At 59.9% G+C, this 22,141-nt stretch carries 21 protein-coding genes and 3 pseudogenes; 19 read left to right on the forward strand and 5 right to left on the reverse strand.

The window, feature by feature from the left end:
• Positions 1–32 precede the first annotated feature (32 nt).
• The 9 genes and pseudogenes from obgE to modC all read left to right on the forward strand — a co-directional run bounded on the left by obgE (position 33) and on the right by modC (position 9,292).
• Positions 33–1,112, forward strand: coding sequence for a GTPase ObgE (gene obgE, locus ACW4PC_RS13675; RefSeq protein ID WP_022717531.1), 1,080 nt, complete (start codon positions 33–35; stop codon positions 1,110–1,112).
• A complete protein-coding gene (gene proB / locus ACW4PC_RS13680; protein WP_455874152.1) occupies positions 1,099–2,268 on the forward strand; it encodes a glutamate 5-kinase in 1,170 nt (389 codons plus the stop codon). Before obgE ends, proB begins: the two co-directional genes overlap by 14 nt.
• Positions 2,261–3,544, forward strand: coding sequence for a glutamate-5-semialdehyde dehydrogenase (locus ACW4PC_RS13685; protein WP_455874153.1), 1,284 nt, complete (start codon positions 2,261–2,263; stop codon positions 3,542–3,544). The genes proB and ACW4PC_RS13685 overlap by 8 nt, the downstream gene beginning before the upstream one ends.
• 37 nt (positions 3,545–3,581) lie before the next feature.
• Positions 3,582–4,166 (forward strand): nicotinate-nucleotide adenylyltransferase, encoded by a 585-nt coding sequence (locus ACW4PC_RS13690; RefSeq protein ID WP_239599670.1) that lies wholly within the window; start codon positions 3,582–3,584, stop codon positions 4,164–4,166.
• Positions 4,167–5,012: 846 nt separating this feature from the next.
• Positions 5,013–6,260 (forward strand): TadE/TadG family type IV pilus assembly protein, encoded by a 1,248-nt coding sequence (locus ACW4PC_RS13695; protein ID WP_455874154.1) that lies wholly within the window; start codon positions 5,013–5,015, stop codon positions 6,258–6,260.
• Positions 6,250–6,492, forward strand: a complete 243-nt coding sequence (locus tag ACW4PC_RS13700) for a hypothetical protein (protein WP_455874155.1) — start codon at positions 6,250–6,252, stop codon at positions 6,490–6,492. The genes ACW4PC_RS13695 and ACW4PC_RS13700 overlap by 11 nt, the downstream gene beginning before the upstream one ends.
• A gap of 192 nt (positions 6,493–6,684) precedes the next feature.
• Positions 6,685–7,479 (forward strand): molybdate ABC transporter substrate-binding protein, encoded by a 795-nt coding sequence (gene modA, locus ACW4PC_RS13705; RefSeq protein WP_455874156.1) that lies wholly within the window; start codon positions 6,685–6,687, stop codon positions 7,477–7,479.
• A 49-nt stretch (positions 7,480–7,528) separates the two neighbouring features.
• Positions 7,529–8,228: pseudogene (gene modB / locus ACW4PC_RS13710) on the forward strand (molybdate ABC transporter permease subunit).
• Entirely contained in the window at positions 8,225–9,292 is a 1,068-nt protein-coding gene (gene modC / locus ACW4PC_RS13715; RefSeq protein WP_455874157.1) for a molybdenum ABC transporter ATP-binding protein, read from the forward strand. The pseudogene modB and the gene modC overlap by 4 nt, the downstream one beginning before the upstream one ends.
• On the opposite strand, the gene ACW4PC_RS13720 is transcribed toward modC, so the two are convergent.
• Positions 9,293–9,670: a winged helix-turn-helix domain-containing protein gene (locus ACW4PC_RS13720; protein ID WP_455874158.1), complete on the reverse strand. Its 378-nt coding sequence runs from the start codon at positions 9,668–9,670 to the stop codon at positions 9,293–9,295. It lies immediately after the preceding gene.
• 202 nt (positions 9,671–9,872) lie between these two features.
• Between ACW4PC_RS13720 and rsfS the strand changes: the two genes are divergently transcribed.
• From rsfS to ACW4PC_RS13770, 10 genes and pseudogenes are all read left to right on the forward strand, one after another.
• On the forward strand, positions 9,873–10,316 hold the full coding sequence (rsfS, locus tag ACW4PC_RS13725; protein ID WP_028740009.1) for a ribosome silencing factor: 444 nt from the start codon (positions 9,873–9,875) through the stop codon (positions 10,314–10,316).
• 109 nt (positions 10,317–10,425) lie between these two features.
• Positions 10,426–10,908, forward strand: coding sequence for a 23S rRNA (pseudouridine(1915)-N(3))-methyltransferase RlmH (gene rlmH / locus ACW4PC_RS13730; protein ID WP_022717542.1), 483 nt, complete (start codon positions 10,426–10,428; stop codon positions 10,906–10,908).
• 142 nt (positions 10,909–11,050) lie between these two features.
• Positions 11,051–12,457, forward strand: coding sequence for a murein hydrolase activator EnvC family protein (locus tag ACW4PC_RS13735; protein WP_455875007.1), 1,407 nt, complete (start codon positions 11,051–11,053; stop codon positions 12,455–12,457).
• Positions 12,447–13,769, forward strand: coding sequence for a S41 family peptidase (locus ACW4PC_RS13740; protein WP_074070065.1), 1,323 nt, complete (start codon positions 12,447–12,449; stop codon positions 13,767–13,769). Before ACW4PC_RS13735 ends, ACW4PC_RS13740 begins: the two co-directional genes overlap by 11 nt.
• 78 nt (positions 13,770–13,847) lie before the next feature.
• Positions 13,848–15,042, forward strand: a pseudogene (locus ACW4PC_RS13745) (divergent polysaccharide deacetylase family protein).
• 10 nt (positions 15,043–15,052) lie between these two features.
• Positions 15,053–15,586: an RNA pyrophosphohydrolase gene (locus ACW4PC_RS13750; protein ID WP_455874159.1), complete on the forward strand. Its 534-nt coding sequence runs from the start codon at positions 15,053–15,055 to the stop codon at positions 15,584–15,586.
• 482 nt (positions 15,587–16,068) lie between these two features.
• Positions 16,069–16,710: a protein-L-isoaspartate(D-aspartate) O-methyltransferase gene (locus ACW4PC_RS13755; RefSeq protein WP_455874160.1), complete on the forward strand. Its 642-nt coding sequence runs from the start codon at positions 16,069–16,071 to the stop codon at positions 16,708–16,710.
• Between the two features lie 11 nt (positions 16,711–16,721).
• Positions 16,722–19,262 carry a spermine/spermidine synthase domain-containing protein gene (locus ACW4PC_RS13760; protein WP_455874161.1) on the forward strand — a complete coding sequence of 847 codons (2,541 nt, stop codon included), beginning with the start codon at positions 16,722–16,724 and terminating at the stop codon, positions 19,260–19,262.
• Positions 19,253–20,224 (forward strand): DUF429 domain-containing protein, encoded by a 972-nt coding sequence (locus ACW4PC_RS13765; protein WP_455874162.1) that lies wholly within the window; start codon positions 19,253–19,255, stop codon positions 20,222–20,224. Before ACW4PC_RS13760 ends, ACW4PC_RS13765 begins: the two co-directional genes overlap by 10 nt.
• Positions 20,225–20,383 (forward strand): hypothetical protein, encoded by a 159-nt coding sequence (locus tag ACW4PC_RS13770; protein ID WP_455874163.1) that lies wholly within the window; start codon positions 20,225–20,227, stop codon positions 20,381–20,383. It begins immediately after the preceding gene.
• A 181-nt stretch (positions 20,384–20,564) separates the two neighbouring features.
• Here the strand turns inward: ACW4PC_RS13770 and bfr are convergent, their stop codons facing one another.
• The 4 genes and pseudogenes from bfr to ACW4PC_RS13790 form a co-directional block, all read right to left on the reverse strand.
• Positions 20,565–21,050, reverse strand: coding sequence for a bacterioferritin (bfr, locus tag ACW4PC_RS13775; protein WP_074070070.1), 486 nt, complete (start codon positions 21,048–21,050; stop codon positions 20,565–20,567).
• Positions 21,016–21,391: pseudogene (locus ACW4PC_RS13780) on the reverse strand ((2Fe-2S)-binding protein). The gene bfr and the pseudogene ACW4PC_RS13780 overlap by 35 nt, the downstream one beginning before the upstream one ends.
• Before the next feature lie 52 nt (positions 21,392–21,443).
• Positions 21,444–21,875 carry a type II toxin-antitoxin system VapC family toxin gene (locus tag ACW4PC_RS13785; RefSeq protein ID WP_455874164.1) on the reverse strand — a complete coding sequence of 144 codons (432 nt, stop codon included), beginning with the start codon at positions 21,873–21,875 and terminating at the stop codon, positions 21,444–21,446.
• A complete protein-coding gene (locus tag ACW4PC_RS13790) occupies positions 21,872–22,117 on the reverse strand; it encodes a type II toxin-antitoxin system VapB family antitoxin (protein WP_022717560.1) in 246 nt (81 codons plus the stop codon). Before ACW4PC_RS13790 ends, ACW4PC_RS13785 begins: the two co-directional genes overlap by 4 nt.
• Between the last annotated feature and the right edge of the window lie 24 nt (positions 22,118–22,141).

The following is a 22,141-nucleotide window of genomic DNA, read 5'->3' on the forward strand; positions in this document are numbered from 1 at the left end:
GCGCGTAAAAAGCCACCGATGATGGAAGTAAAATGAAATTTCTCGACGAAGCAAAGGTCTATATCCGGTCCGGTGACGGCGGCGCAGGCAGCGTCTCGTTCCGGCGCGAGAAGTTCATCGAGTTCGGCGGGCCGGACGGCGGCGACGGCGGACGCGGAGGCGATGTCTGGGTTGAAGCCGTCAACGGGCTTAACACGCTGATCGACTTCCGCTACCAGCAGCATTTCAAGGCCAAGATCGGCATGCACGGCATGGGCAAGAACCGCACCGGCGCCAATGGCGACGACGTGACGCTCAAGGTCCCGGTCGGAACACAGGTGCTCGAAGAAGACCAGGAAACGCTGATCTGCGACCTGACGGAAGAAGGACAGCGTTTCCGGCTTGCCGCCGGCGGCAACGGCGGCTTTGGGAATGCGCATTTCAAGTCCTCGGTCAATCAGGCACCGGATTGGGCAAATCCGGGCCTTGCTGGCGAGGAAAAGACGATCTGGCTGCATCTGAAGCTGATTGCGGACGCCGGGCTCGTCGGTCTGCCCAATGCCGGAAAGTCGACGTTCCTGGCGGCAGTCACCCGCGCGCGGCCGAAGATCGCCAATTATCCCTTCACCACGCTGCATCCGAATCTCGGGGTGGCAACCATCGACGGACAGGAATTCATTCTCGCCGACATCCCGGGGCTGATCGAAGGCGCGCACGAGGGCGTCGGCATCGGCGACCGGTTCCTCGGCCATGTCGAGCGTACTCGCGTGCTGCTGCATCTGGTCTCGGCGCAGGAGGAAAAGGTTGGCAAAGCCTATACGACTGTGAAGAACGAGCTTGAGGCCTACGGCAACGAACTGACCGACAAAGCGGAAATCGTTGCGCTCTCACAAATCGACGTGCTCGACGACGCGACGCTGAAGAAGAAGACGAAGGAGCTCGCCAAGGCTTGCGGCAAGACGCCGTTCCAGATTTCGGCCGTGACCGGCAAGGGCATGACCGAGGTTCTGCGAGCTTTGCGCGACATCATTGTCGAAGCGAATGCGGGCGGCGAGAAGCCGGCCAAAGCGCCGAAGCTGCGGCATCGCGACATGATCGCTGCCGACGAGGACAGAACGGATGACGACGCGTAAGCCGCTCGATCGCTACCGCCGCATCGTCATCAAGATCGGCTCAGCACTCCTTGTTGACCGCAAGACCGGGCTCAGAAGCGCGTGGCTGGATAAAATGTGCGCCGATATCGCCGCACTGAAGGCAAGAGGCGCGGATGTGCTTGTCGTTTCCTCGGGCGCAATCGCGCTCGGCCGCTCTGTGCTGGATCTGCCTTCTGGTGCGCTGAAACTGGAGGAAAGCCAGGCGGCCGCAGCCGTCGGCCAGATTTCGCTCGCGCGTGCCTGGTCGGAAAGCCTTTCGCGCGATGAGATCGTGGCGGGCCAAATCCTGCTGACGCTCGGTGATACCGAAGAACGCCGCCGCTATTTGAACGCCCGTGCCACGATCAACCAGTTGCTGAAGATCGGCGCCGTTCCGATCATCAATGAGAACGACACCGTCGCGACCAGCGAAATCCGGTACGGCGACAATGATCGCCTCGCGGCCCGTGTCGCAACGATGACGGGCGCCGACCTGCTGATCCTTCTATCCGATATCGATGGGCTTTATACGGCGCCGCCGCACCTCGATCCAGGGGCGGAATTCCTTGAGACGATCGCCGAGATCACTCCGGAGATCGAAGCCATGGCAGGCGGCGCCGCTTCCGAGCTTTCGCGCGGCGGCATGCGCACGAAGATCGACGCCGGCAAGATCGCGACGACGTCGGGCTGCGCAATGATCATTGCTTCCGGCAAAACGGATAGCCCGCTATCGGCGATTTCGAACGGCGCACGTTCCTCCTGGTTTGCACCCTCCGGCACCCCCGTGACCGCCCGCAAGACCTGGATCGCAGGTCAGTTGCAGCCAGCCGGAGAACTGCATGTCGATGACGGCGCCGTGGCGGCGCTGGGTGCGGGCAAGAGCCTGCTTCCCGCCGGCGTTCGCAAGGTGATCGGGCTTTTTAGCCGGGGGGACACCGTGGCAATCATCGGCCCTTCGGGGCGCGAGATCGCCCGCGGCCTCGTCAGCTACGACGCAGAAGACGCCCGCCGGATCGTTGGCCGCAAATCAACGGAGATCGAAGCGATCCTCGGTTATCCCGGCCGTACCGCCATGATCCATCGCGACGATATGGTGATGACGTCACAGGTAAATTCGAAATCGGAAAGACAGAAGAAGGACACGGCCCATGCTTGAGACCGTTGTGCAAAGCCCTGACATTGACGCGCTGATGAACGACATCGGCCGCAAGGCCAAGGCTGCGGCACGACCGTTAGGCTTTGCGTCCACCGAGGCCAAGAACAAGGCGCTGAATGCGATGGCCGACGCGATCCTCGCAGGCAAGGAGCACATCCTTGCTGAAAACGCCAAGGATCTGAAGGATGTCGCTGGCACCGATATGCTTGCCTCCTTCATCGACCGCCTGACATTGAATGACCAGCGCATCACCGAAATGGCCGAAGGCATCCGCGCCATTGCTGCGCTGAGAGATCCGGTCGGCGAAGTGATTGCCGCCTGGGATCGGCCGAACGAACTGAAGATCGAGCGGGTCCGCACACCTCTCGGCGTCATCGGCGTGATCTTCGAAAGCCGGCCGAATGTGACGGCAGATGCCGGTGCGCTTTGCCTAAAGGCAGGCAATGCTGTGATCCTGCGATGCGGTTCGGATTCGCGCCGTTCATCGCAGGCGATCCATGCCTGCCTCGTTGAAGGGCTGAAGGCAGCCGATCTTCCGGAGCATGCCATACAGCTCGTTCCGGTTTCGGACCGTGCCGCCGTTGGCGCCATGCTGCGGGGCTTGGACGGTGCAATCGACGTCATCGTGCCGCGCGGCGGCAAGAGCCTCGTCGCCCGCGTGCAGAACGAAGCCCGCGTGCCGGTTTTTGCCCATCTCGAGGGTCTTTGCCACATCTATGTAGACAAGTCTGCCGATATCGAAATGGCAAAGAGGATCATCGTCAACGCCAAGATGCGCCGCACAGGCATCTGCGGGGCCGTGGAAACCCTGCTTGTCGACGGCGCTGCAATCGGCACGCATCTGACACCGCTTCTTAAAGTGCTGGCCGAGGCCGGCTGTGAAATCCGCGCATCCGCCACAGTGTTGAAGGTTGCCCCGGGCATGAAGCCGGCGACCGAGGAGGATTGGTCGACCGAATATCTCGATGCGGTCATTTCCGTTGCCGTCGTGGACGGCATTTCCGGCGCGATCGCACATATCCAAAAGTATTCCTCGAACCATACGGAAGCGGTGATCGCGGAAGATCCGGCCGTCGTCGAGCGATTCTTCACCGAGATCGATTCGGCCATCCTGCTGCATAACGCTTCCACGCAATTTGCCGACGGCGGCGAGTTTGGCATGGGTGCGGAAATCGGTATTGCGACGGGCAAGATGCATGCCCGCGGTCCTGTTGGTGTCGAGCAGCTGACTTCCTTCAAATACCGCGTGCGCGGCACCGGACAAACGCGGCCCTGACGTGACGACAGACGAAATAGACCGTCGCTACCTTCGCATGCCGCACACCGAGCGCGGCATGGTCGTCGGTCTTTTCGGCGGATCCTTTAATCCACCGCACCAGGGGCATGCGCTGGTTGCGGAGATCGCCATACGGCGCCTCGGCCTCGACCAACTCTGGTGGATGGTGACGCCTGGCAATCCGCTGAAAAATCGCAACCATCTTGCGCCGCTTGCCGAGCGGATCGCACTCAGCGAAGCGATCACAACCGATCCGCATATCAAGGTGACTGCATTCGAACAGGCATTCGGCGTCAGTTACACGGCAAACACACTCGCCAGGGTAAAGGCGCGCAATCCGAACATCCATTTCATCTGGATCATGGGTGCCGACAGCCTGCAAACCTTCCACAAATGGCAAAAGTGGCAAGAGATCGCGCGCACCTTCCCGATCGCCGTCATCGATCGCCCCGGGGCGACGCTTTCCTATCTCTCGTCGAAAATGGCAAAGACTTTCGATTTCGCCCGTATCGACGAGGACGATGCCCGCGTGCTCTGGAAAAAATCCGCCCCTGCCTGGACCTTTATTCATGGCCCGCGCTCGGCATTGAGTTCGACCGCTATTCGCAAAGCGGCTGAGTAGCGGCAATTTCAGGAAGGCTGACAAATGAAAAGCCCGACGGGGGAGGATCCGTCGGGCTTTATAAACTTGATCGACAGCTGGGAGGAGGAGTGCTGCCGACCCATATCTAACGGCTTTGGGAGGAGGAGATCGCCGTTTCGATAAGTATGTTTTACCATAATTTCGGTAAACTGGAATATCGTATATTGCATTGCAGCAATGCGATGTGCGCAAAGCTCCTCGAATCCATATCTCAGTGTTGCCGCTTTTTGCGGCATGGGAAATTTGCTCTATCCCGTTCGCACAGTCTAATAGCATATCCACGTGAGCGGAATTCTAGTCCAAAAGCGAGGGCGGAGCGGTCCTCAAGCTGGAGAGGGCGCAAAACTGACGAAGTTAGGACCAGGCCAGATTCGCCAAGCTATGACGCGTCGGGCCGTAGCGGCTGCCGACTGTTTCAGTAGCAAACGCGACCACGCAGGGGCAGCATCTCGCCCGACCCTGCCTCCGATGCCGGAGCAATTGGGTCTGGACTGGCTCCCGAGCCGCCTACGAACCGTCTCCGCCTCAGTAACTGATCGACCTCAAGCAACTGATCGACCTCGGCCACCTTGGCCCTCGTAGCTCGGCACGTACCCGGCGTTTTCCGCGTGACTGCTACTTGCCGAACAGATTGATGACCTGGCGCATGAGCGCTTGCGCTGGACAGGTCCATCTATTCCCGGAATGCGCAAAAGCGGGCGTTTTGGCACACGGGTAGGATTTGTATTCTTTGGGATACGTACAATTCGAATGAAATAAGCAATCAATCGTATATTGCTAACATCTAATACTTCAGCTTGGGTACTCGGAACTGGGGGCATACTCATGCGTGAAGTTCTCAAACGGCATGTCGATCGATTTATTCGCGACGAGGTCGGCAACTTTGCAATCCTGACTGCGGTTGCAATCGTTCCCTTACTGGGGGCGGCCTCCGTCGCGATCGACTTCGTTAATGCCAGTTTCGAGGCTGACAAATTGCAGGAGGCGTTGGACAGCGCCACGCTTGCGGCGGTGCGCCTTTACGGCGAGGGCTACAGCGAGGCGGAAGCCACTCAATTGGCGAACGAAATGTTCTTCGGCAATTATCAAGAGGTGGCTGCCGTCTCCCAGGGCAACGATGCAATCACCCCGGCAGCAGAACCTCCATCCCTGCATATCGTCTATTCCCTGGCGGGACAGCAGGTAACGGCGACGGCTGACTATGCAGCCAACTACCAGCCGGTATTTCTCACTCGATTATCATTCCCTATCTCGCGCCGCAGCAGCACCACTTACCAAGCGGGCAGCGAAGCCTGCATTCTGGCGCTCAGCCGGACGGCAGACCGCGCCTTCGAGGTTGCGGGTAGTTCGAAGGTCGACACGTCGAATTGTACGATCACCGCGAACTCGCGCAGCAACGAAGCCATCTATGTCGGTGGATCAGGAAGCCTAAAGGCGGAATGTCTTTATACGCCAGGCAAGGTCTCCGCCTCGCCGTACAAAATCGATCTCGAATGCGACAAGCCGTACGAAGGAACGGCAGCGGCCCTTGACCCGTTCAAACTCAAAACGATGCCGAAAGCAGGGACGTTGGCCAAGAACAACGGCTCCGGCGAACTGGTGCCCGGGACGTACAAGGGTCTCCAGGTCAAGGGCGATGTGAAGCTGCAACCCGGTGACTACATCATTGACGGGGGCAAGCTGAGTTTCGGGAGCCAGTCGGTCATCACTGGCGAAGGGGTCACATTCTTCCTGCTCAATGGCGCTGAAGTCGACATTCATGGCGGTTCGACCGTTAACGTCAATGCCCCGACATCGGGGCCATGGGCGGGTTTCGTTATCGTCGCCGACCGCAATAACACGGCCTCCGCAGTGATCAATGGCAACAGCAACTCGAACATCAGCGGCATCATCTACATGCCAGCAGCCGAAGAAGTCGAGTATTCCGGCAATGGTACGACGTCTGGCGAGTGCGTCCAAATCATCGCCCAGGAAATTACCATGACCGGCAACAGTACTTTCAAGCTCGATTGCAAGTCGGAACTGGCGAGCAACGAAATCAATAATCTCGGCGCCGTCCGGCTTGTCCAATAACGATGTGACACCCGGCGACGGACAGGAAATTGGCGGGGAATTCGCCCGTTTCGCGCTGCTTGCGGAATTTCGTGGAGATCGTTTGAAGCTTTTCCACGAGCGTGTAACCGGCATGGTAACAGGCGATGCCGGGCGCGCGGTTGTCGAGGATGTCCACCTTGCTGGCAGCATAGCCGCAAGCCCAAGGACTGATATCGACCGCCCGATTCGGCGTGACATCATCAAATCCTAGCTCCAGCAGAACGCCTTACTTAAGGTCCGTTTCATCAGAGGTTGCGGCGGGATAGTGCAAACGGATGCCGCCGCTTCGAAACTTTTCGTCATCAAACAATTTAAAAGACGATATATTCTTCAAAACATATCCATAGCCAATTCTATCGATATCGATATATTCCTCTGAATATTTCGAAGGGGAAGTGAAGATATGCATAATCGCCGGCAATGGATGAAACGCGTCGTCGGGATGTTTTCCGTGGCCTGGATTGGCGCTGCAGGGCTGCTGCCCCAGCCCGCAGGCGCCGCAGATAGAATTACCGTCTTTGCGGCGGCGAGCCTCAAGAATGCGCTTGACGCCGCAAATGCAGCCTGGGCAAAGGAAAGCGGCAAGGAAGCCGTCGTTTCCTATGCAGCGAGCTCCGCACTCGCCAAGCAGATCGAAAATGGCGCACCAGCCGATATCTTCATCCCCGCCGATCTCGACTGGATGGACTACGTCGCCAAGAGGGGCCTAATCCGGGAAGACACCCGCGCAGACTTCCTTGGCAACCGCATCGTGCTAGTGACTGCCAGCGATCAGGCGAAGCAAGTCGATATCAAGCCGGGTTTCGATCTTTCCGGTCTTCTTGGCGATGGCAGGCTCGCCATGGGAGAAGTGACATCCGTCCCCGCCGGCAAATACGGCAAGGCCGCGCTCGACAAGCTCGGCGTCTGGACATCGGTGGAGCCGAAGATTGCCGGTGCCCAAAGCGTGCGTGCCGCTCTTGCGCTCGTCTCCCGCGGCGAAGCGCCTTATGGCATTGTCTATCAGACAGATGCGGCGGCAGACGAAGGCGTCGCAATCGTCGGCATGTTTCCAGCCGATTCGCATCCGCCGATCATTTACCCTATCGCTCTGCTTGCCGCCAGCAAGAACCCCGACGCCGTTGCCTATCTAAAGTTTCTAAAGTCGGAGAACGCCGCTCGCTTCTTTACTGCGCAGGGCTTTACGATCCTGAAGTGAATAGGGATTTTATCCTGCAGCTTCAAACCGATCTATCGGAGATACCAACTTGGATTTTGGCCTGAGCAATGATGAGTGGACGGCGATCTTGCTCAGCCTGCGGGTTTCCGTTGTCGCCATGTTCGCGAGCCTGCCGTTCGGCATTGCGGTTGCGCTGCTTCTTGCCCGCGGCCGCTTCTATGGCAAGGCTGTTGTCAATGGCATCGTTCATCTGCCGCTGAATTCTTCCGCCGGTCGTCACCGGCTTCATTCTTCTGATCCTCTTCGGCCGCAGGGGACCGATCGGCACCTTGCTGGATCAATATTTCGGGATTGTCTTTTCCTTCCGTTGGACAGGCGCAGCTCTCGCCTGTGCGGTCATGGGGTTCCCGCTGATGGTCCGAAGCATACGGCTTTCGATCGAGGCAATCGACCGCAGGATCGAGGAAGCGGCAGGCACCCTCGGCGCGAGCCCGCTATGGGTGTTCCTCACCGTCACGCTGCCGCTGACGACGCCAGGAATCATCGTCGGGATGATCCTGTCCTTTGCCAAGGCCATGGGCGAATTTGGCGCAACTATCACTTTCGTATCGAACATCCCGGGCGAGACGCAGACGCTGTCTTCGGCCATCTACACATTCACCCAGGTCCCAGGTGGCGATGCCGGCGCTATGCGCCTTACCCTGGTTGCTATCGTCATCTCCATGGCAGCGCTGCTGGCGTCTGAATTCATGGCGCATCTCGCGGGCCGGAGGATAGACCCGGAATGACGCTCACCATCGAAACCAGGCACCGCTTCGGCGCCTTCACCCTTGATGCAGCCTTTACCTCCGAAGTCGGCGTGACGGCCCTCTTCGGCCGGTCCGGTTCGGGCAAGACCTCGATGATCCGCATCATTGCCGGCCTCGTCCGGCCGGATGAAGGCCGTGTTCTCCTCGACGGTACGCCGCTCACCGACACGGCCAAAGGCATCTTCGTTCCCCGCCATCGCCGCCGTTTCGGCTATGTCTTCCAGGATGGCAGGCTCTTCCCGCACTTGAGCGTTCGAAAGAACCTCTCCTATGGAAGCTGGTTCGCGCCGAAGGTTTCGCCAACCGGCAACTTTGACCACATCGTCGACCTGCTCGGTATCGAAAGCCTGCTCGATCGGAGCCCTTCCAATCTCTCAGGCGGAGAAAAGCAACGGGTGGCGATCGGCCGTGCGCTGCTTTCCTCTCCGCGTCTTTTGCTGATGGACGAACCGCTCGCAGCGCTTGACGAGGCCCGCAAAGCCGAGATCCTGCCCTATCTCGAACGCCTGCGTGACGAGACGCAGATTCCGATCGTCTATGTCAGCCATTCGATCTTCGAAGTGGCGCGCCTCGCCAATCAGGTCGTCGTGATGCGCGATGGCAAGGTTGAGGCGGCGGGTAGCGCGACGGATGTGCTGAGCCGTCCTTCGGCGGCCGAAGACCGGCGCGAAGCAGGTGCCCTTCTGGAAGGCACCGTCGAAAGCTTCGATGAAAAACATCGCCTTGCGACGCTCGCGTTGAAGGCGTCCCGCCTCTATGTGCCGGGTGCCACGGTGCCGCCGGGCAAGCGCGTTCGCGTCCACATTCCTTCCCGCGATGTCATGCTGGCGACCGTCAGGCCGGAAGGTTTAAGCGCATTGAATATTATCGACGGCATCGTCCGACAGATATCGCCTGCGGAAGACGGAACGGTCGAGGTGCAGATCGACTGCGGCGGCGATATCATCCTGTCGCGTATCACCGCCCTGTCCGTTGGGAGGCTCGATCTTGTGCCCAACAAGCCTGTCTTCGCTGTCATCAAGACAGTCGCGCTGCAGCCTTGACTATTTTCTTGCCGCCTCGGCCTGACGGCGGTTGCCTTCCAGCCAGGCAAGATCACCCGCAAGGGCTGCTCGCATGGCGTCCTCCATATGCCGAAACCGCGATAGCAACTCCTCGCCAAACGGCGTCAACGCAGCGCCGCCACCCTTCTGGCCGCCGCGCTGGGATTCGACTACCGGCGCGTTGAACATGCGGTTCATGTCGCTGACGAGCAACCAGGCGCGCCGGTAGGACATGTCCATCGCCCTGCCGGCTGCCGAGATCGAGCCGGTTTGGCGGATGTGCTCCAGGAGTTCCATCTTGCCGTGGCCTAGGCGATCCTCGTGTGGAAAGCTGATGCGCAGGATGGGAACGAGTTGATTTCTGGCGGTAGTGTCCATTCGGTTCTGCACTTACGGAAAATCGCAGCCACTTTACGCTTGGCCGTTGGCGCTGTACACAGCCGCCTTGCTGCCGGTAACGACATAAATCTTGAACGCGAATTTAAGTCTTCGCGAAATGAAAACCGGCTCGTGTCTTGAAAGATTAGCAGTTTGATGCCTATCTTAACCATGATTTGGTTCGCCCAAATCAGTGATGCGCATGTTCTGTTATTGCAGGAAAGGAAAAGCACTGACAACAGTACACGCCAAGGGAAGAACGCTCGCCGTTGTCCCGAAGAGCCTGGAACGTGGCGCCGATGCCGCCGCCCGCGCTCTGCAAGCTGTCCTCACGAGCCTTGAGGACTCCAAAGCTGAAGATATCGTCACCATCGACATTGCTGGGAAATCTGCGCTGGGGGACTATATGGTCGTCGTCTCCGGCCGATCGAACCGCCATGTCCTGGCGATCGCGGATCATCTGCTCACCGACTTGAAAGACGAGGGCTTTGGCGCAGCCCGCGTTGAGGGCAAGGACGGCGGTGATTGGGTCCTGATCGACACCGGCGATATCATCGTGCACGTCTTCCGCCCCGAAATCCGCGAGTTCTACAACATCGAAAAGATGTGGGCAGCGCCGGATATGGACGAAGAAACGCGGCACTGATAGGCGGGCCGGCTTGTCCGGTGCCTGAGCGCGGCAGTCAAGGCCGGAAACATGAGAACCGGCCCAAGGCCGGTATTGTGCCTTCGCGGCGCATGACAGGAGCGGATGGATGCGGGTTGGTCTTTTTGCGGTGGGACGGCTGAAGTCCGGCCCCGAGAAGGATCTTGCGGCCCGCTATTTCGACCGTTTTGCCAAGGCTGGTCCTGCGATCGGTCTCGAATTCTCTCGCGTTGCCGAGGTTGCTGAAAGTCGCGCCGCCAATGCAGAAACGCGCAAGCGCGAAGAGGCAACCATGCTGCAAAAGACGCTGGCTGAAGGCAGCATTCTCATTCTCCTCGACGAACGCGGCAAGGCGTTGGACAGCGAAGCTTTTGCAAAGGTCCTCGGCAACTATCGCGACCAGGGAAAACGGGATCTGATGATTGCCATCGGCGGAGCCGACGGCCTTGACCCTGCGCTTTACGACCGTGCCGACATGACCCTATGCCTCGGCAAGATGACCTGGCCGCATCAGTTGGTGAGGACGCTCATTGCCGAACAGCTCTACCGTGCCGTCACTATCCTTTCCGGTCACCCCTATCACCGCGTTTGATCGGTCACGCAGCCGTGTTTTGCCAAGTGTAGCCTTGTTCGCCAATCTTTCTGGCAAATGACGGCAAATCGGCATAGTCTCCGCGCGATTTGAAAGTTGCCCCTGAACACGCATGACGAGAACTGCCCGCAAGCGAACGCGACTGATCCTGCCCGCATTCGCGGCTGGCCTCGGCGCGACAGTCATTTTCGTCCAGTTCGATTTTGGTGGAGCGGGCGCGTTCGCCCAGGATGCACCAGTCGCAGCGCCTGTGGCTGGAACATCTCAACAGGCCGATGAGACGTTGCCGGACCCGGCCGCCGAGCTCAAAAAAAAACGCGACGAGACCCGCACTGAGCTCGAGGCCCTGTCAAAAACGATCAATCTTTCGTCAGATAGAGTGATGGCGCTGCAAAAAAGCATCGCCGATCTGGACAAAAGCAGCACGAACATCCGCCAGGCGCTGATCGATTCCGCCGCGCGGCGCAAGACGCTCGAAAAACAGATCCTCGAAAGCGAAAAGAAGCTTGCCGATCTTGGCATCAAGGAGGACGCCATCCGCCGCTCGCTTCATGAGCGGCGCGGGCTGCTGGCCGAAGTGCTCGCCGCCCTTCAGCGGATGGGCCGCAATCCGCCGCCCGCTCTCCTTGTGACACCGGACGATGCGCTTGCGTCGGTGCGTAGCGCCATCCTGCTGGGTGCTGTCGTGCCCGGCATGCGCAAGGAGACCGATAAGCTTGCCGCAGATCTCGCCAACCTCGCGGCCTTGCAGGCGGCGAGCGTGGTGGAGAAGGCAAATCTTACCGCCACCATGACGAATGGTATCGAAGAGGAGCGGCGCATGGACCTGCTTCTTGCCGAAAACGATAAGCTAAGCCGCAGCAACGCGGCCGATCTCGAAGCCGAAAAGAAACGCTCTGAGGAATTGGCAGGCAAAGCGACAACGCTCGAGGGCCTCGTGGCTTCGATGGAATCGGAGATCGCCTCCGTGCGCGAAGCCGCTGAAGCGGCCAGGCGCGAGGAAGAGAACCGGAAGCTGCTTACGGACGAGCAGCGGGCACAGGCCAGGGCACTTGCCGATAGCGGTGTGCCCGATAAAAACCGCATTGCGCCCGCATATCCGTTCGGAGAATTGAAGGCGAAATTGGAGCTGCCCGTGGCGGGCGATATTCTGCGCCACTTCGGCGACGCCGACGGCACTGGACACGAGGCCATGGGAATGACGCTAGCCACCAATCCGGATACGGTGGTGACTGCGCCAGCGGATGGACTGGTGGTTTTCGCCGGCGCCTTCCGCAGCTACGGCCAGATGATCATCCTCGATGCAGGCGAGGGATATCACTTGGTCCTCTCCGGAATGGACATAATCAGCACGCGCCAAGGAAAATTCGTTTTCGCAGGCGAGCCGCTTGCGGTGATGGGTGCAAAAAGAGTCGCGAGCGCAACAGCATTGGCGCTGGAAACCAACCGGCCAACGCTTTACATTGAATTTCGAAAGGACGGAAAACCGGTCGATTCCCGACCGTGGTGGTCCGCCAAAGACACTGGAAAGGCACGCAATGATTCGTAGGGCTTCTCTTGTTCTGGTCGGCGCATTGATGGGTGCGACTGCCATGAGCGTAATTTATGCGGCAGGAGTGCCGGCCGAAGCGGCCGGGGCATCCACCTACAAGGAACTCTCCGTGTTTGGGGACGTCTTCGAGCGCGTCCGCGCCCAGTACGTCACGCCGCCGGCAGAAGACAAACTGATCGAAAATGCCATCAATGGCATGCTTTCGTCCCTCGATCCGCATTCGAGCTATATGAATGCCAAGGATGCCGAGGATATGAGCACCCAGACGAAGGGTGAATTCGGCGGTCTCGGCATTGAAGTCACGATGGAAGACGAACTCGTCAAGGTCATCACGCCGATCGACGATACGCCCGCGTCCAAGGCAGGCGTTCTTGCCGGCGATTATATTTCCGAGATCGACGGCCAGTCCGTCCGCGGATTGAAGCTCGAAGAAGCTGTCGAAAAGATGCGCGGCGCCGTCAACACGCCGATCAAGCTTACACTCATCCGCAAAGGTGCGGATAAGCCGATCGAGTTGACGATCGTTCGCGACATCGTCGCCGTACAGGCCGTCAAGTCTCGCGTCGAGGATGATGTCGGCTATCTCCGGGTCATCTCCTTCACCGAAAAGACCTATCCGGACCTCGAAAAGGCGATCGCCAAGATCAAGGCGACGGTTCCGGCCGACAAGCTCAAGGGCTATGTGCTCGATCTGCGTCTCAATCCCGGCGGTCTGCTCGATCAGGCAATCAAGGTTTCTGACGCTCTGCTGCAGCGCGGCGAAGTGGTCTCGACCCGCGGCCGCAATCCGGACGAGACCCGCCGCTTCAATGCCGGCCCGGGCGACCTCACGGATGGCAAGCCGGTGATTGTGCTCGTCAACGGCGGCTCGGCCTCCGCTTCGGAAATCGTCGCCGGTGCCCTGCAGGATCTACGCCGCGCGACTGTTCTCGGCACGAGGTCCTTCGGCAAGGGCTCCGTCCAGACGATCATTCCGCTTGGCGAAAACGGCGCACTCCGCTTGACGACCGCGCTTTACTACACGCCGTCGGGCCGCTCGATTCAGGGCACCGGCATTACGCCGGACATCAAGGTCGAAGAGCCGCTGCCGGACGATCTGAAGGACAAGATGGCAACCGAGGGCGAATCCAGCCTGCGCGGCCATATCAAGGGTCAGAGCGAGACCGATGAAGGCTCAGGTTCCGTTGCCTATGTTCCCCCGGATCCGAAGGACGACGTGCAGTTGAATTATGCGTTCGACCTGCTTCGCGGCAAGAAGACCGACCCGGCCTTTCCCCCGAATCCGGACAAGGCGGTTTCCGCCAAATAACTATCATGGGTCGTCAGGCCGGGTTTTTGATCCGGCCTGATTTTTTGCTGTTTCCCGGTTTTGGAGCGGGCGAGGAAATTGGGAACGGATTTGCATGCACCATTGGGCCAGAACCGCAAGGGTGGCCGAAAGCGGCCGAATATCCTGCGGATCGGCCGGATTGCCGCCAGCCTCTGCCTGATCGCCATCGGCGGCTTTTCTCTCTACACAATGCTCAGTGACGATGGCCTTCAGCGGACACAGCCCCCTGTGGCAGATCCAGCGGCGTCACCACCAACAGATACCGTCCAGCCCTCCCCGACGCAGAGCCAGGCCGCAAATGGCATGCCTCGCTCCGATGCCGCATTCCGGTGCGAATGTCGAGCGGATGGTGACCGGGGACGGCTCGGTTGTGACCAAATACAGCCCGCGGCCACGCGATGATAACGGCCCGGCGCTAGTAGACGCCATGCAAGTCGGCCAGGATCCGCGCATGGCAGCGATGCCGAATGAGAACCTTCTGGAAGACAGCCAATTTGGCCGCCTACCCGTCATCGGGCCGGATGGCCGTCGCCCGATGGATCAGTATGCGCGTCCATGGTCGGGCGCGCGCGGCACCCGTGTGGCGATCGTGGTCAGCGGTCTCGGCCTCAGTCAGACGGGTACACAGCGCGCCATCAAGGAACTTCCGGAGGAAGTCACCCTCGCATTCGCCGCGAGCGGCAACAGCCTGCAGCGTTGGATGCAGGAAGCGCGCCGCAGCGGCCATGAGATCCTCCTGCAGGTTCCACTGGAGCCCTTCGATTATCCGGCAAACGATCCCGGCCCCGAGACGCTGCTGACCTCGAAGTCGCCCGCAAGGAATATAGAAAACCTGCACCGCGCGATGGGCGAAATCACCAATTATACGGGCATCATGAACTATCTGGGAGGGCGTTTCCTCTCCAATCCCGATGCCATGGAGCCGGTGATGCGCGATATCGGCAAGCGCGGATTGCTGTTTCTCGACGACGGTTCGTCTGCGCAGTCAAAGACGGAAGCTGTGGCGAAGGGAACAGAGCTTCCTCATGCTTTTGCAGACCTGCAGCTCGATGGTCAGGTCGATGTCAACGCTATCTTGCAGAGGCTTGACGAGCTCGAGCGCATTGCCAAGCGCAACGGCCAGGCAATTGGTGTTGCGGCGGCTTTCGACGAGAGTATTGAGGCAATATCCAAATGGAGCGAAGAGGCGGGCATGCGCGGCATTGAGATCGTCGGTGTTGCTGCTCTTGCTGCAGATCCTAAAAATCCTTGAGGAGCACCCCGTGAATCAGGCGACAATCAAAGCCGAAGACCTTCCTTACCGTCCCTGCGTCGGCGTGATGATCCTCAACCGCGACGGGCTTGTATGGGCAGGCCGGCGTGTCCCGGTTGGCAATTCCGAATATGATGGCTCACCACAACTGTGGCAAATGCCGCAAGGTGGTATCGACAAGGGCGAGGATCCGCTCGAAGCGGCATACCGCGAACTCTACGAAGAAACCGGTATCAGAACCGTGACCTTGCTCGCGGAGGCGAGAGATTGGATCAACTATGATCTGCCGCCGCAGCTGATCGGCATCGGCCTCAAGGGAAAGTTTCGCGGCCAGACGCAACGCTGGTTCGCCTTTCGCTTCGAAGGCGATGAAAGCGAAATCGCCATCAACCCGCCGCCCGGCGGCCACGAGCCAGAGTTTGATGCCTGGGAGTGGAAATCCATGCATGAGCTGCCTGGACTGATCGTGCCTTTCAAACGCGCCGTCTACGATCGGGTCGTATCGGAATTCAGCCACTTGGCCGGCCTGCGAGCGGCGGACTGACGGCGGCAGCAGGCTCTCGATCCAAGTCCAATTTGTCGGTCCCCGAACAACCGAAGACGCCGGGGCTTACACATGGATGATTTTCGCCTTTCCTGTTCAAGCTTCGAAGTTTGAAGGAAAGCAGGATAGCTGCCGGCGAGCCTCCTGCCTTTTCCAATCCTGTTCGACATGGAAAATCTTTGATTTCAAGGGGCTGAAAAGTTCTGCAATTCATCGAGGGTCGGCGGCCCCAGTAGGCGCAGCCACTTTCCGTCAGCCAGGTCGCTTTTGTTGTGAAGTCTCAAGCCGGAAAGCGGCTGAGAGCCAAGCGAACCCTGTTCAAACTTGCCCCCGCAGCCACTATACTCTCTGCATTGGACGGGAGAGAGTTCATGCGTCCACTAGCCCAGTGCCAAACGTTATTGGCCGCGGTTCTGGCGGGCGCTGCCGCTGTGGCTTCGACATCTGCGTCCGCTCAGGATCGCCTCGCAGAGCGTACGGCGATGATCGAAACAATCAATTTGCACGCCCGCTCAGCGCCGTCAGCCGTCGAGGGCCAGGGCATCGATCCGGTGGTGCTGAAGACGATGGGGAAGGTGCCGCGCCACTTCTTCGTGCCCGAGGAGCTGCGCGGGGCGGCCTATCGAGATCGACCGCTGCCGATCGGATACGGTCAGACGATCTCGCAGCCCTTCATCGTCGCGCTGATGACCGACCTGATCAATGTCGGCCCTGGTGACGTTGTCCTCGAGATCGGAACTGGCTCGGGCTATCAGGCAGCCGTCTTGTCGCCACTCGCGGCAAAGGTTTACTCCATTGAGATCATCCCGAAACTGGGCGAAAGGGCAGCCGCCCGGCTCGCTGAGCTCCACTTCGGCAATGTCGAGGTGAAGGTAGGCGACGGTTACTATGGTTGGCCTGCGCACGCGCCATTCGACGGGATCGTGGTGACTGCCGCTGCCAGCCACATCCCCCCGCCACTGGTCGAACAGCTCGCAAGGGGCGGCCGGATGGTCGTCCCCGTCGGAGGTCCCTTCGCGACCCAGTTTCTCATGCTGGTCGAGAAGCGAGTGGACGGAAGCATCACGACCCGGCAGCTGCTGCCGGTGAGCTTTGTGCCGCTGAGGGGAGGTCAGGCCCGATGAGAGTGGGTCGCGTGCTGCCGGTCGGTCTCATATCGGCGGCGACCCTTGCCCACGAAGTGCTACTGATGCGGCTCTTCTCGATCATTCAGTGGCATCATTTCGCCTATATGATCATAAGCATCGCGCTCCTGGGCTTCGGCGCGAGCGGTACATTCCTTGCGTTCGCCCGCCGCCCCCTGGTGGAGCGCTATCCCGCCGCGTTCGCAGCGTCGGCAGCCCTGTTCGGCATTACTGCGGTTGCCAGTGTCGCCGGTGCCGAACGGCTTCCGTTCAACGCGCTCGAGATTATCTGGAATCCGGGGCAGCTCGGTTGGCTCGCGGCCAGCTATGCTCTTCTGGTTCTGCCGTTCTTTTTCGGTGCAACCTGTATCGGCCTTGCCTTCATCCGCGACCCTGGCCAGATTGGGCGCGTCTATGCCTTCGACCTGGTCGGCGCAGGGATCGGTGCGCTGGGGACCGTCGGGCTCTTGTTCCTTGTCCCTCCCCCTGCAGCACTGTACTTGGTCGCAGCGCTGGGATTCGCTGCGGCTGCCCTCGCCGCGACGGACATGGCTCGTCATCGGTGGCTCGCCCTGGGCAGTTTGGGGCTTGCAGCCTTGCTCATCGCGGTATGGCTACCACCGTCCTGGACGGACCCCGGCCCGCACATGTCGCAGTACAAGGGCCTGCGCATGGCTCTCGAAGTGCCGAACGCGCGAGTGGTCGAGGAGCGATCAAGCCCGTTGGGACTGCTGACGATCGTCGAGAGCCCGACCGTGCCTTTCCGGTACGCGCCGGGCCTCAGCCTCGTCAACACCCAAGAGCCGCCCGCGCAACTCGCCGTCTTCACCGATGGGGACAGTATTACGACGATCACCGCCTATGGCGGCGATCCGGCGACAGTTGCATATCTCGACCGGACAACGGCGGCGCTCCCGTACCGCATCCTTAAGCGGCCGCGAATGCTGATCCTTGGTGCCGGCGGCGGCGAGCAGGTGCTGCTCGCGCTGCGCGCCGGAGCCGACACCGTGGATGCCGTAGAGCTCAACCCGCAGATGATCGACCTTGCTCGCAATCGCTTTGCGGATTTCGCCGGCGGCATCTTTAGCCGCCCGAACGTGCATCTGCATTTGGCCGAGGCGCGCGCCTTCGCTGCGGCTACGGGCGAGCGTTACGACCTGATCCAGATGCCGCTCCTTGACTCTTTCAGTGCGACCGCGGCCGGCGTACAGACCATGCATGAGAACTACACCTACACACTGGAGGCGCTGCGGGATTACCTCGCAGTGCTGAGACCGGGTGGTATCATCGCCATCACGCGATGGCTGCGGGTGCCGCCACGCGACATCCTCAAGCTGTTCGCCACCGCTACCGCAGCGCTTGAAGCTGATGGCGTGACCGAGGCAGGCCGGCACCTCGCGCTGATCCGCAGCTGGAACACCGCAACCCTTCTCGTCGCCAAGTCGGCGTTCACCGGCGAAGACGTCGCAGCCATCCGCGGCTTCGCGGCCGAGAATTTCTTTGACGTCTCCTGGGCGCCTGGCATCTCGTCGGCCGACGTGAACCGCTACAACCAGCTCGACCAGGAATATCTCTACGAGGGAGCCCTCGACCTCCTCGGCCCCGAGCGGGCCGACTTCATCGAGCGCTACAAGTTCGATATTGCACCGGCCACTGACAATCGGCCTTATTTCTTCGACTTTTTCCGCTGGCGCGCCCTGCCCGAACTCCTAACGCTGCGCACCCAAGGCGGGGCAGCGATGCTCGACTGGGGCTACCTGATCCTGGCGACGACGCTCGTCCAGGCCGCGATCCTCAGCGCAGTCCTGATTCTGCTGCCGCTCTGGCTTCGCCGGCAGGCGCTCGGGAGAGGAGTACATCGACTGCGCTTCGGGCTCTATTTCCTTGCCTTGGGCCTGGCCTTCCTCTTCATCGAGATCGCCTTCATTCAGCGCTTCGTGCTGTTCCTCGGCCATCCGCTTTACGCTGTCGCCGTCGTGCTTGCGGGATTCCTTGCCTTCGCGGGTCTCGGTAGCGCCATAGCCGCACGCTGGATGGCGGTCGTGGGACGCGGATCAGCGGTGCGCGGCATTGCACTCGCCGTCGTGGTGATCGCATGCCTGGCTACCACCTACCTGCTCGCGCTGCCTTTGGTATTCGAACGGCTGCTGGCACTCCCGGATGCCGCGAAGATCGCGATCGCACTCCTCCTCATAGCGCCGCTCGCCGTCTTCATGGGCATGCCCTTCCCCCTCGGCCTCGGTCACGTTGGCGCCTGCTCGGAGGCGTTTATTCCCTGGGCGTGGGGGATCAATGGCTGTGCATCGGTGCTGAGCGCAATCCTCGCCGTACTGCTTGCCATGCATATCGGGTTCACTGGCGTCGTGGTGATCGCCACCATTCTCTATCTTGTCGCTCCGGCCTTGCTCGCCGGGTCGTGGGACCGATACGACCGGCAGACGCCGCAAGACTTTGTTCCAGATCGGAACCGTGCGCGAGTTAAACCAACGCCTGAAAATCCGATCCGGTCAGCGAATGCGTCAATCGAATCCGGGAGCGGATTATGTCCGTAGCCCTCGTCGCACATTGCGACTGGAGCATCGATCGACAGAAGCGCTGGAAGTGCGTCGCTGTTTGCGACGGTGGCCGTTGGATAATATCGGCGCCGGAGCCCGTCAGTGATACGGCGACACTAACGCCCCGGCTACGGCAGCGAGCCAAAGTCGATGGTGCGACGCTGGTGGGCTTCGACTTTCCAATCGGACTGCCAGAGGCTTATGGCAGGGCGATCGGGCTTTTTTCTTTCCGCGAGGCCTTGCAGACCTTCGGCACGGGTTCCTTTGCCGAGTGGTTCATGGTCGCCGAGCATCGCAGCCAGATCTCGTTGCACCGGCCGTTCTATCCAATGCGCCCGGGCGGCACGCAACGCCAGCATCTGTTTGACGCGCTGGGAGTCGCGACAGGTAACGATCTTCTTCGGCATTGCGAGCGTGCCACTGGCGAGCGGGGAAATGCCTGCATGATCTTCTGGACATTGGGCGGCAATCAGGTGGGTAAGGCCGCGATAGCCGGTTGGCGCGAGATCATCGTCCCCAACCTTGCTGAGATCGCCCTCTGGCCTTTCGACGGTGGGATCGACGCCCTCGCGAACCCTGACGTCACCATCGTCGCCGAGACCTATCCCGGCGACGTCTATGGCCAGCTCGGCATCCCCCGCCGACCCATCTGGAGCAAACGACAGCAATCAGGCCGCCAATCCATCGGCCGCCATCTCATCCGGTGGCTGGCTGCACGCCCGCAGGTCGACGGGACGGCGATACGCAAAGCCATTTCCGACGGATTTGGGTCAGACAAGACCGGCGAGGATCGTTTCGACGCAACGGTCGGCCTGTTCGGTATGCTCGATGTGGTGGATGGCTATCGTGATGACGGTGTCCCGGATGACAAGGTTATTGGTCAGTGGGAAGGTTGGATCCTCGGCCAAGCAGGCGCACGGGGCCGTGGTTCTCAACGGCGTGGGGGAGGACCGCCATGAATGCCCTTGTTCGCCACCGGCGACGGGAAGAGCACCGTTCCCGCGAAATACGAGGAGACTTGGATCGAAGATCCCGACCCTCCCTCCGGCATTATCGAGGCGCCACCGGCACTCGCAATGGAAATGGCCGACCTCGTGCGTGCGTCAGGTCGCGGGTGACGCCAAAACGGGACCCGGCAGGTCCAACAAAACAAGGAACTGAGAGAAATTAACCGGAATTAGCTGGGGGACCTGGATGCGGCGCTCGACGGAACGCAATTCCATCCGTGCGCAACACGCGTCCTCGACGTGGAAAGCCAACCGGCCGCATATTTGCGGCCGGTTGGCCTTGAAGGTTCAGTCACTCGGCCTCGTTGGCAGAATCGGCGTTCAGCTGGCCATACTTGGCTTCGCCGATCTTCTCGAGCAAGTCGAGCTGCGTTTCGAGGAAGTCGATATGGCCTTCCTCATCGGCAAGGAGCTCCTCGAAGAGCTTCATGGAGACATAGTCACCGGCGTCATGACAGATGTCACGCGACTTCTTGTAAGCTGTGCGGGCATCATACTCGCCGGCAAGATCGGCCTCCAGAACTTCCCTGACGTTCTGGCCGATGCGCAGCGGAGCAAGCGTCTGCAGGTTTGGATGCCCCTCAAGGAAGATGATGCGCGCGACAAGACGGTCGGCATGATGCATCTCTTCAATGGATTCGGCGCGCTCCTTCTTGGCAAGCTTGGTATAGCCCCAGTCTTCCAACAGGCGGTAGTGAACCCAATATTGGTTGACTGCGCCGAGTTCGAGGAAAAGTGCCTCGTTAAGCCGCTCGATGACCTTTTTGTCGCCTTTCAATGTCCGCTCTCCTGTTTTCTTCATGGAACTGTTTCAGGCGGGACATGAAATCAAATATCTCGTCATCCGTCGAGTCGCGACGGGCATGATATTCCTCGGTGGTCTGGATGATGAGGTTGACGACGTTGGGGAAACAGCCACAGCAACGACCGCGCTTTTCCATCGCATGATAGACCTTCGCAGGCACGATAAGCTGCCAACAGTCTTCATCGAGGAGGTCGTTGATGACCTCCCGGATTTCCTTGTCGGTTATATAGTTGCAACTGCAGACGAGCACGTCTTCATTTCCAAACATGACACTGACTATCGTGTTTTCTGCAAAAGAAGATGGTGCCTGTCAAGAAAAAAATCGAGGTAGAAGGCGCGGCGAGCGAAACTGGTGTCCTATCCGGCCTACGCCAAATCGGTTTTGGCGAAGTCGTCGCCCTTATAGACAAGCTTGAGGCGATAAGCCTTGGCGCAAGCATAGGCGTAGCAATCCCCGAAATTGAGGTCGGCCGGGTGGCTGATGGCCTTGCCGTAGGTCATGGCCGCATCGATCGCAATCCGGCCGATGTCGCTCGATATCGCGATCTCGCGCGCCTCCAGGTCCTGAACGAAATAGTCGACTGCCTCACGGGCGATCGCGACCATTTCGGGAGTTGGAGCGGTGTTCTTCTTGATCTGCTGCGCTTGAGCGCGGGCAAGAGACATTGTCGCCTCGTATCGAACGAGCGGTGAGACAAAGAAAGGGCCTCCGGCCTTCTCGAGCCGATCCATTAGATCGTCTGCGTCCGGTTCCGGCCTGAGTATGGCGACGATCGCGGAAGCGTCGATGAAGATCACATGTCGCCCCACATTTCATCGGTGTACTTCTTCATGTCGAAATTCGGATCGCCGGGACCGATCTCCTGCGCCTTTGCGCGCGCCCTTGCCAAACGCTCGCGAATGGGCATGCTTTTGCGCGTGCGCTCGATCTCATGGCGTAGCGCGGTCCTGACAGCCTCCGTCTTGCTCGGCGCTTTCATGAGCTTCTGCAGCTCGGCGGCCATCGCCAGCACATCATCATCGCGGACATAGAGTGGCATTGGATATCTCCCTTATGGATATTC

The organism is Rhizobium yanglingense (genome assembly GCF_977109285.1).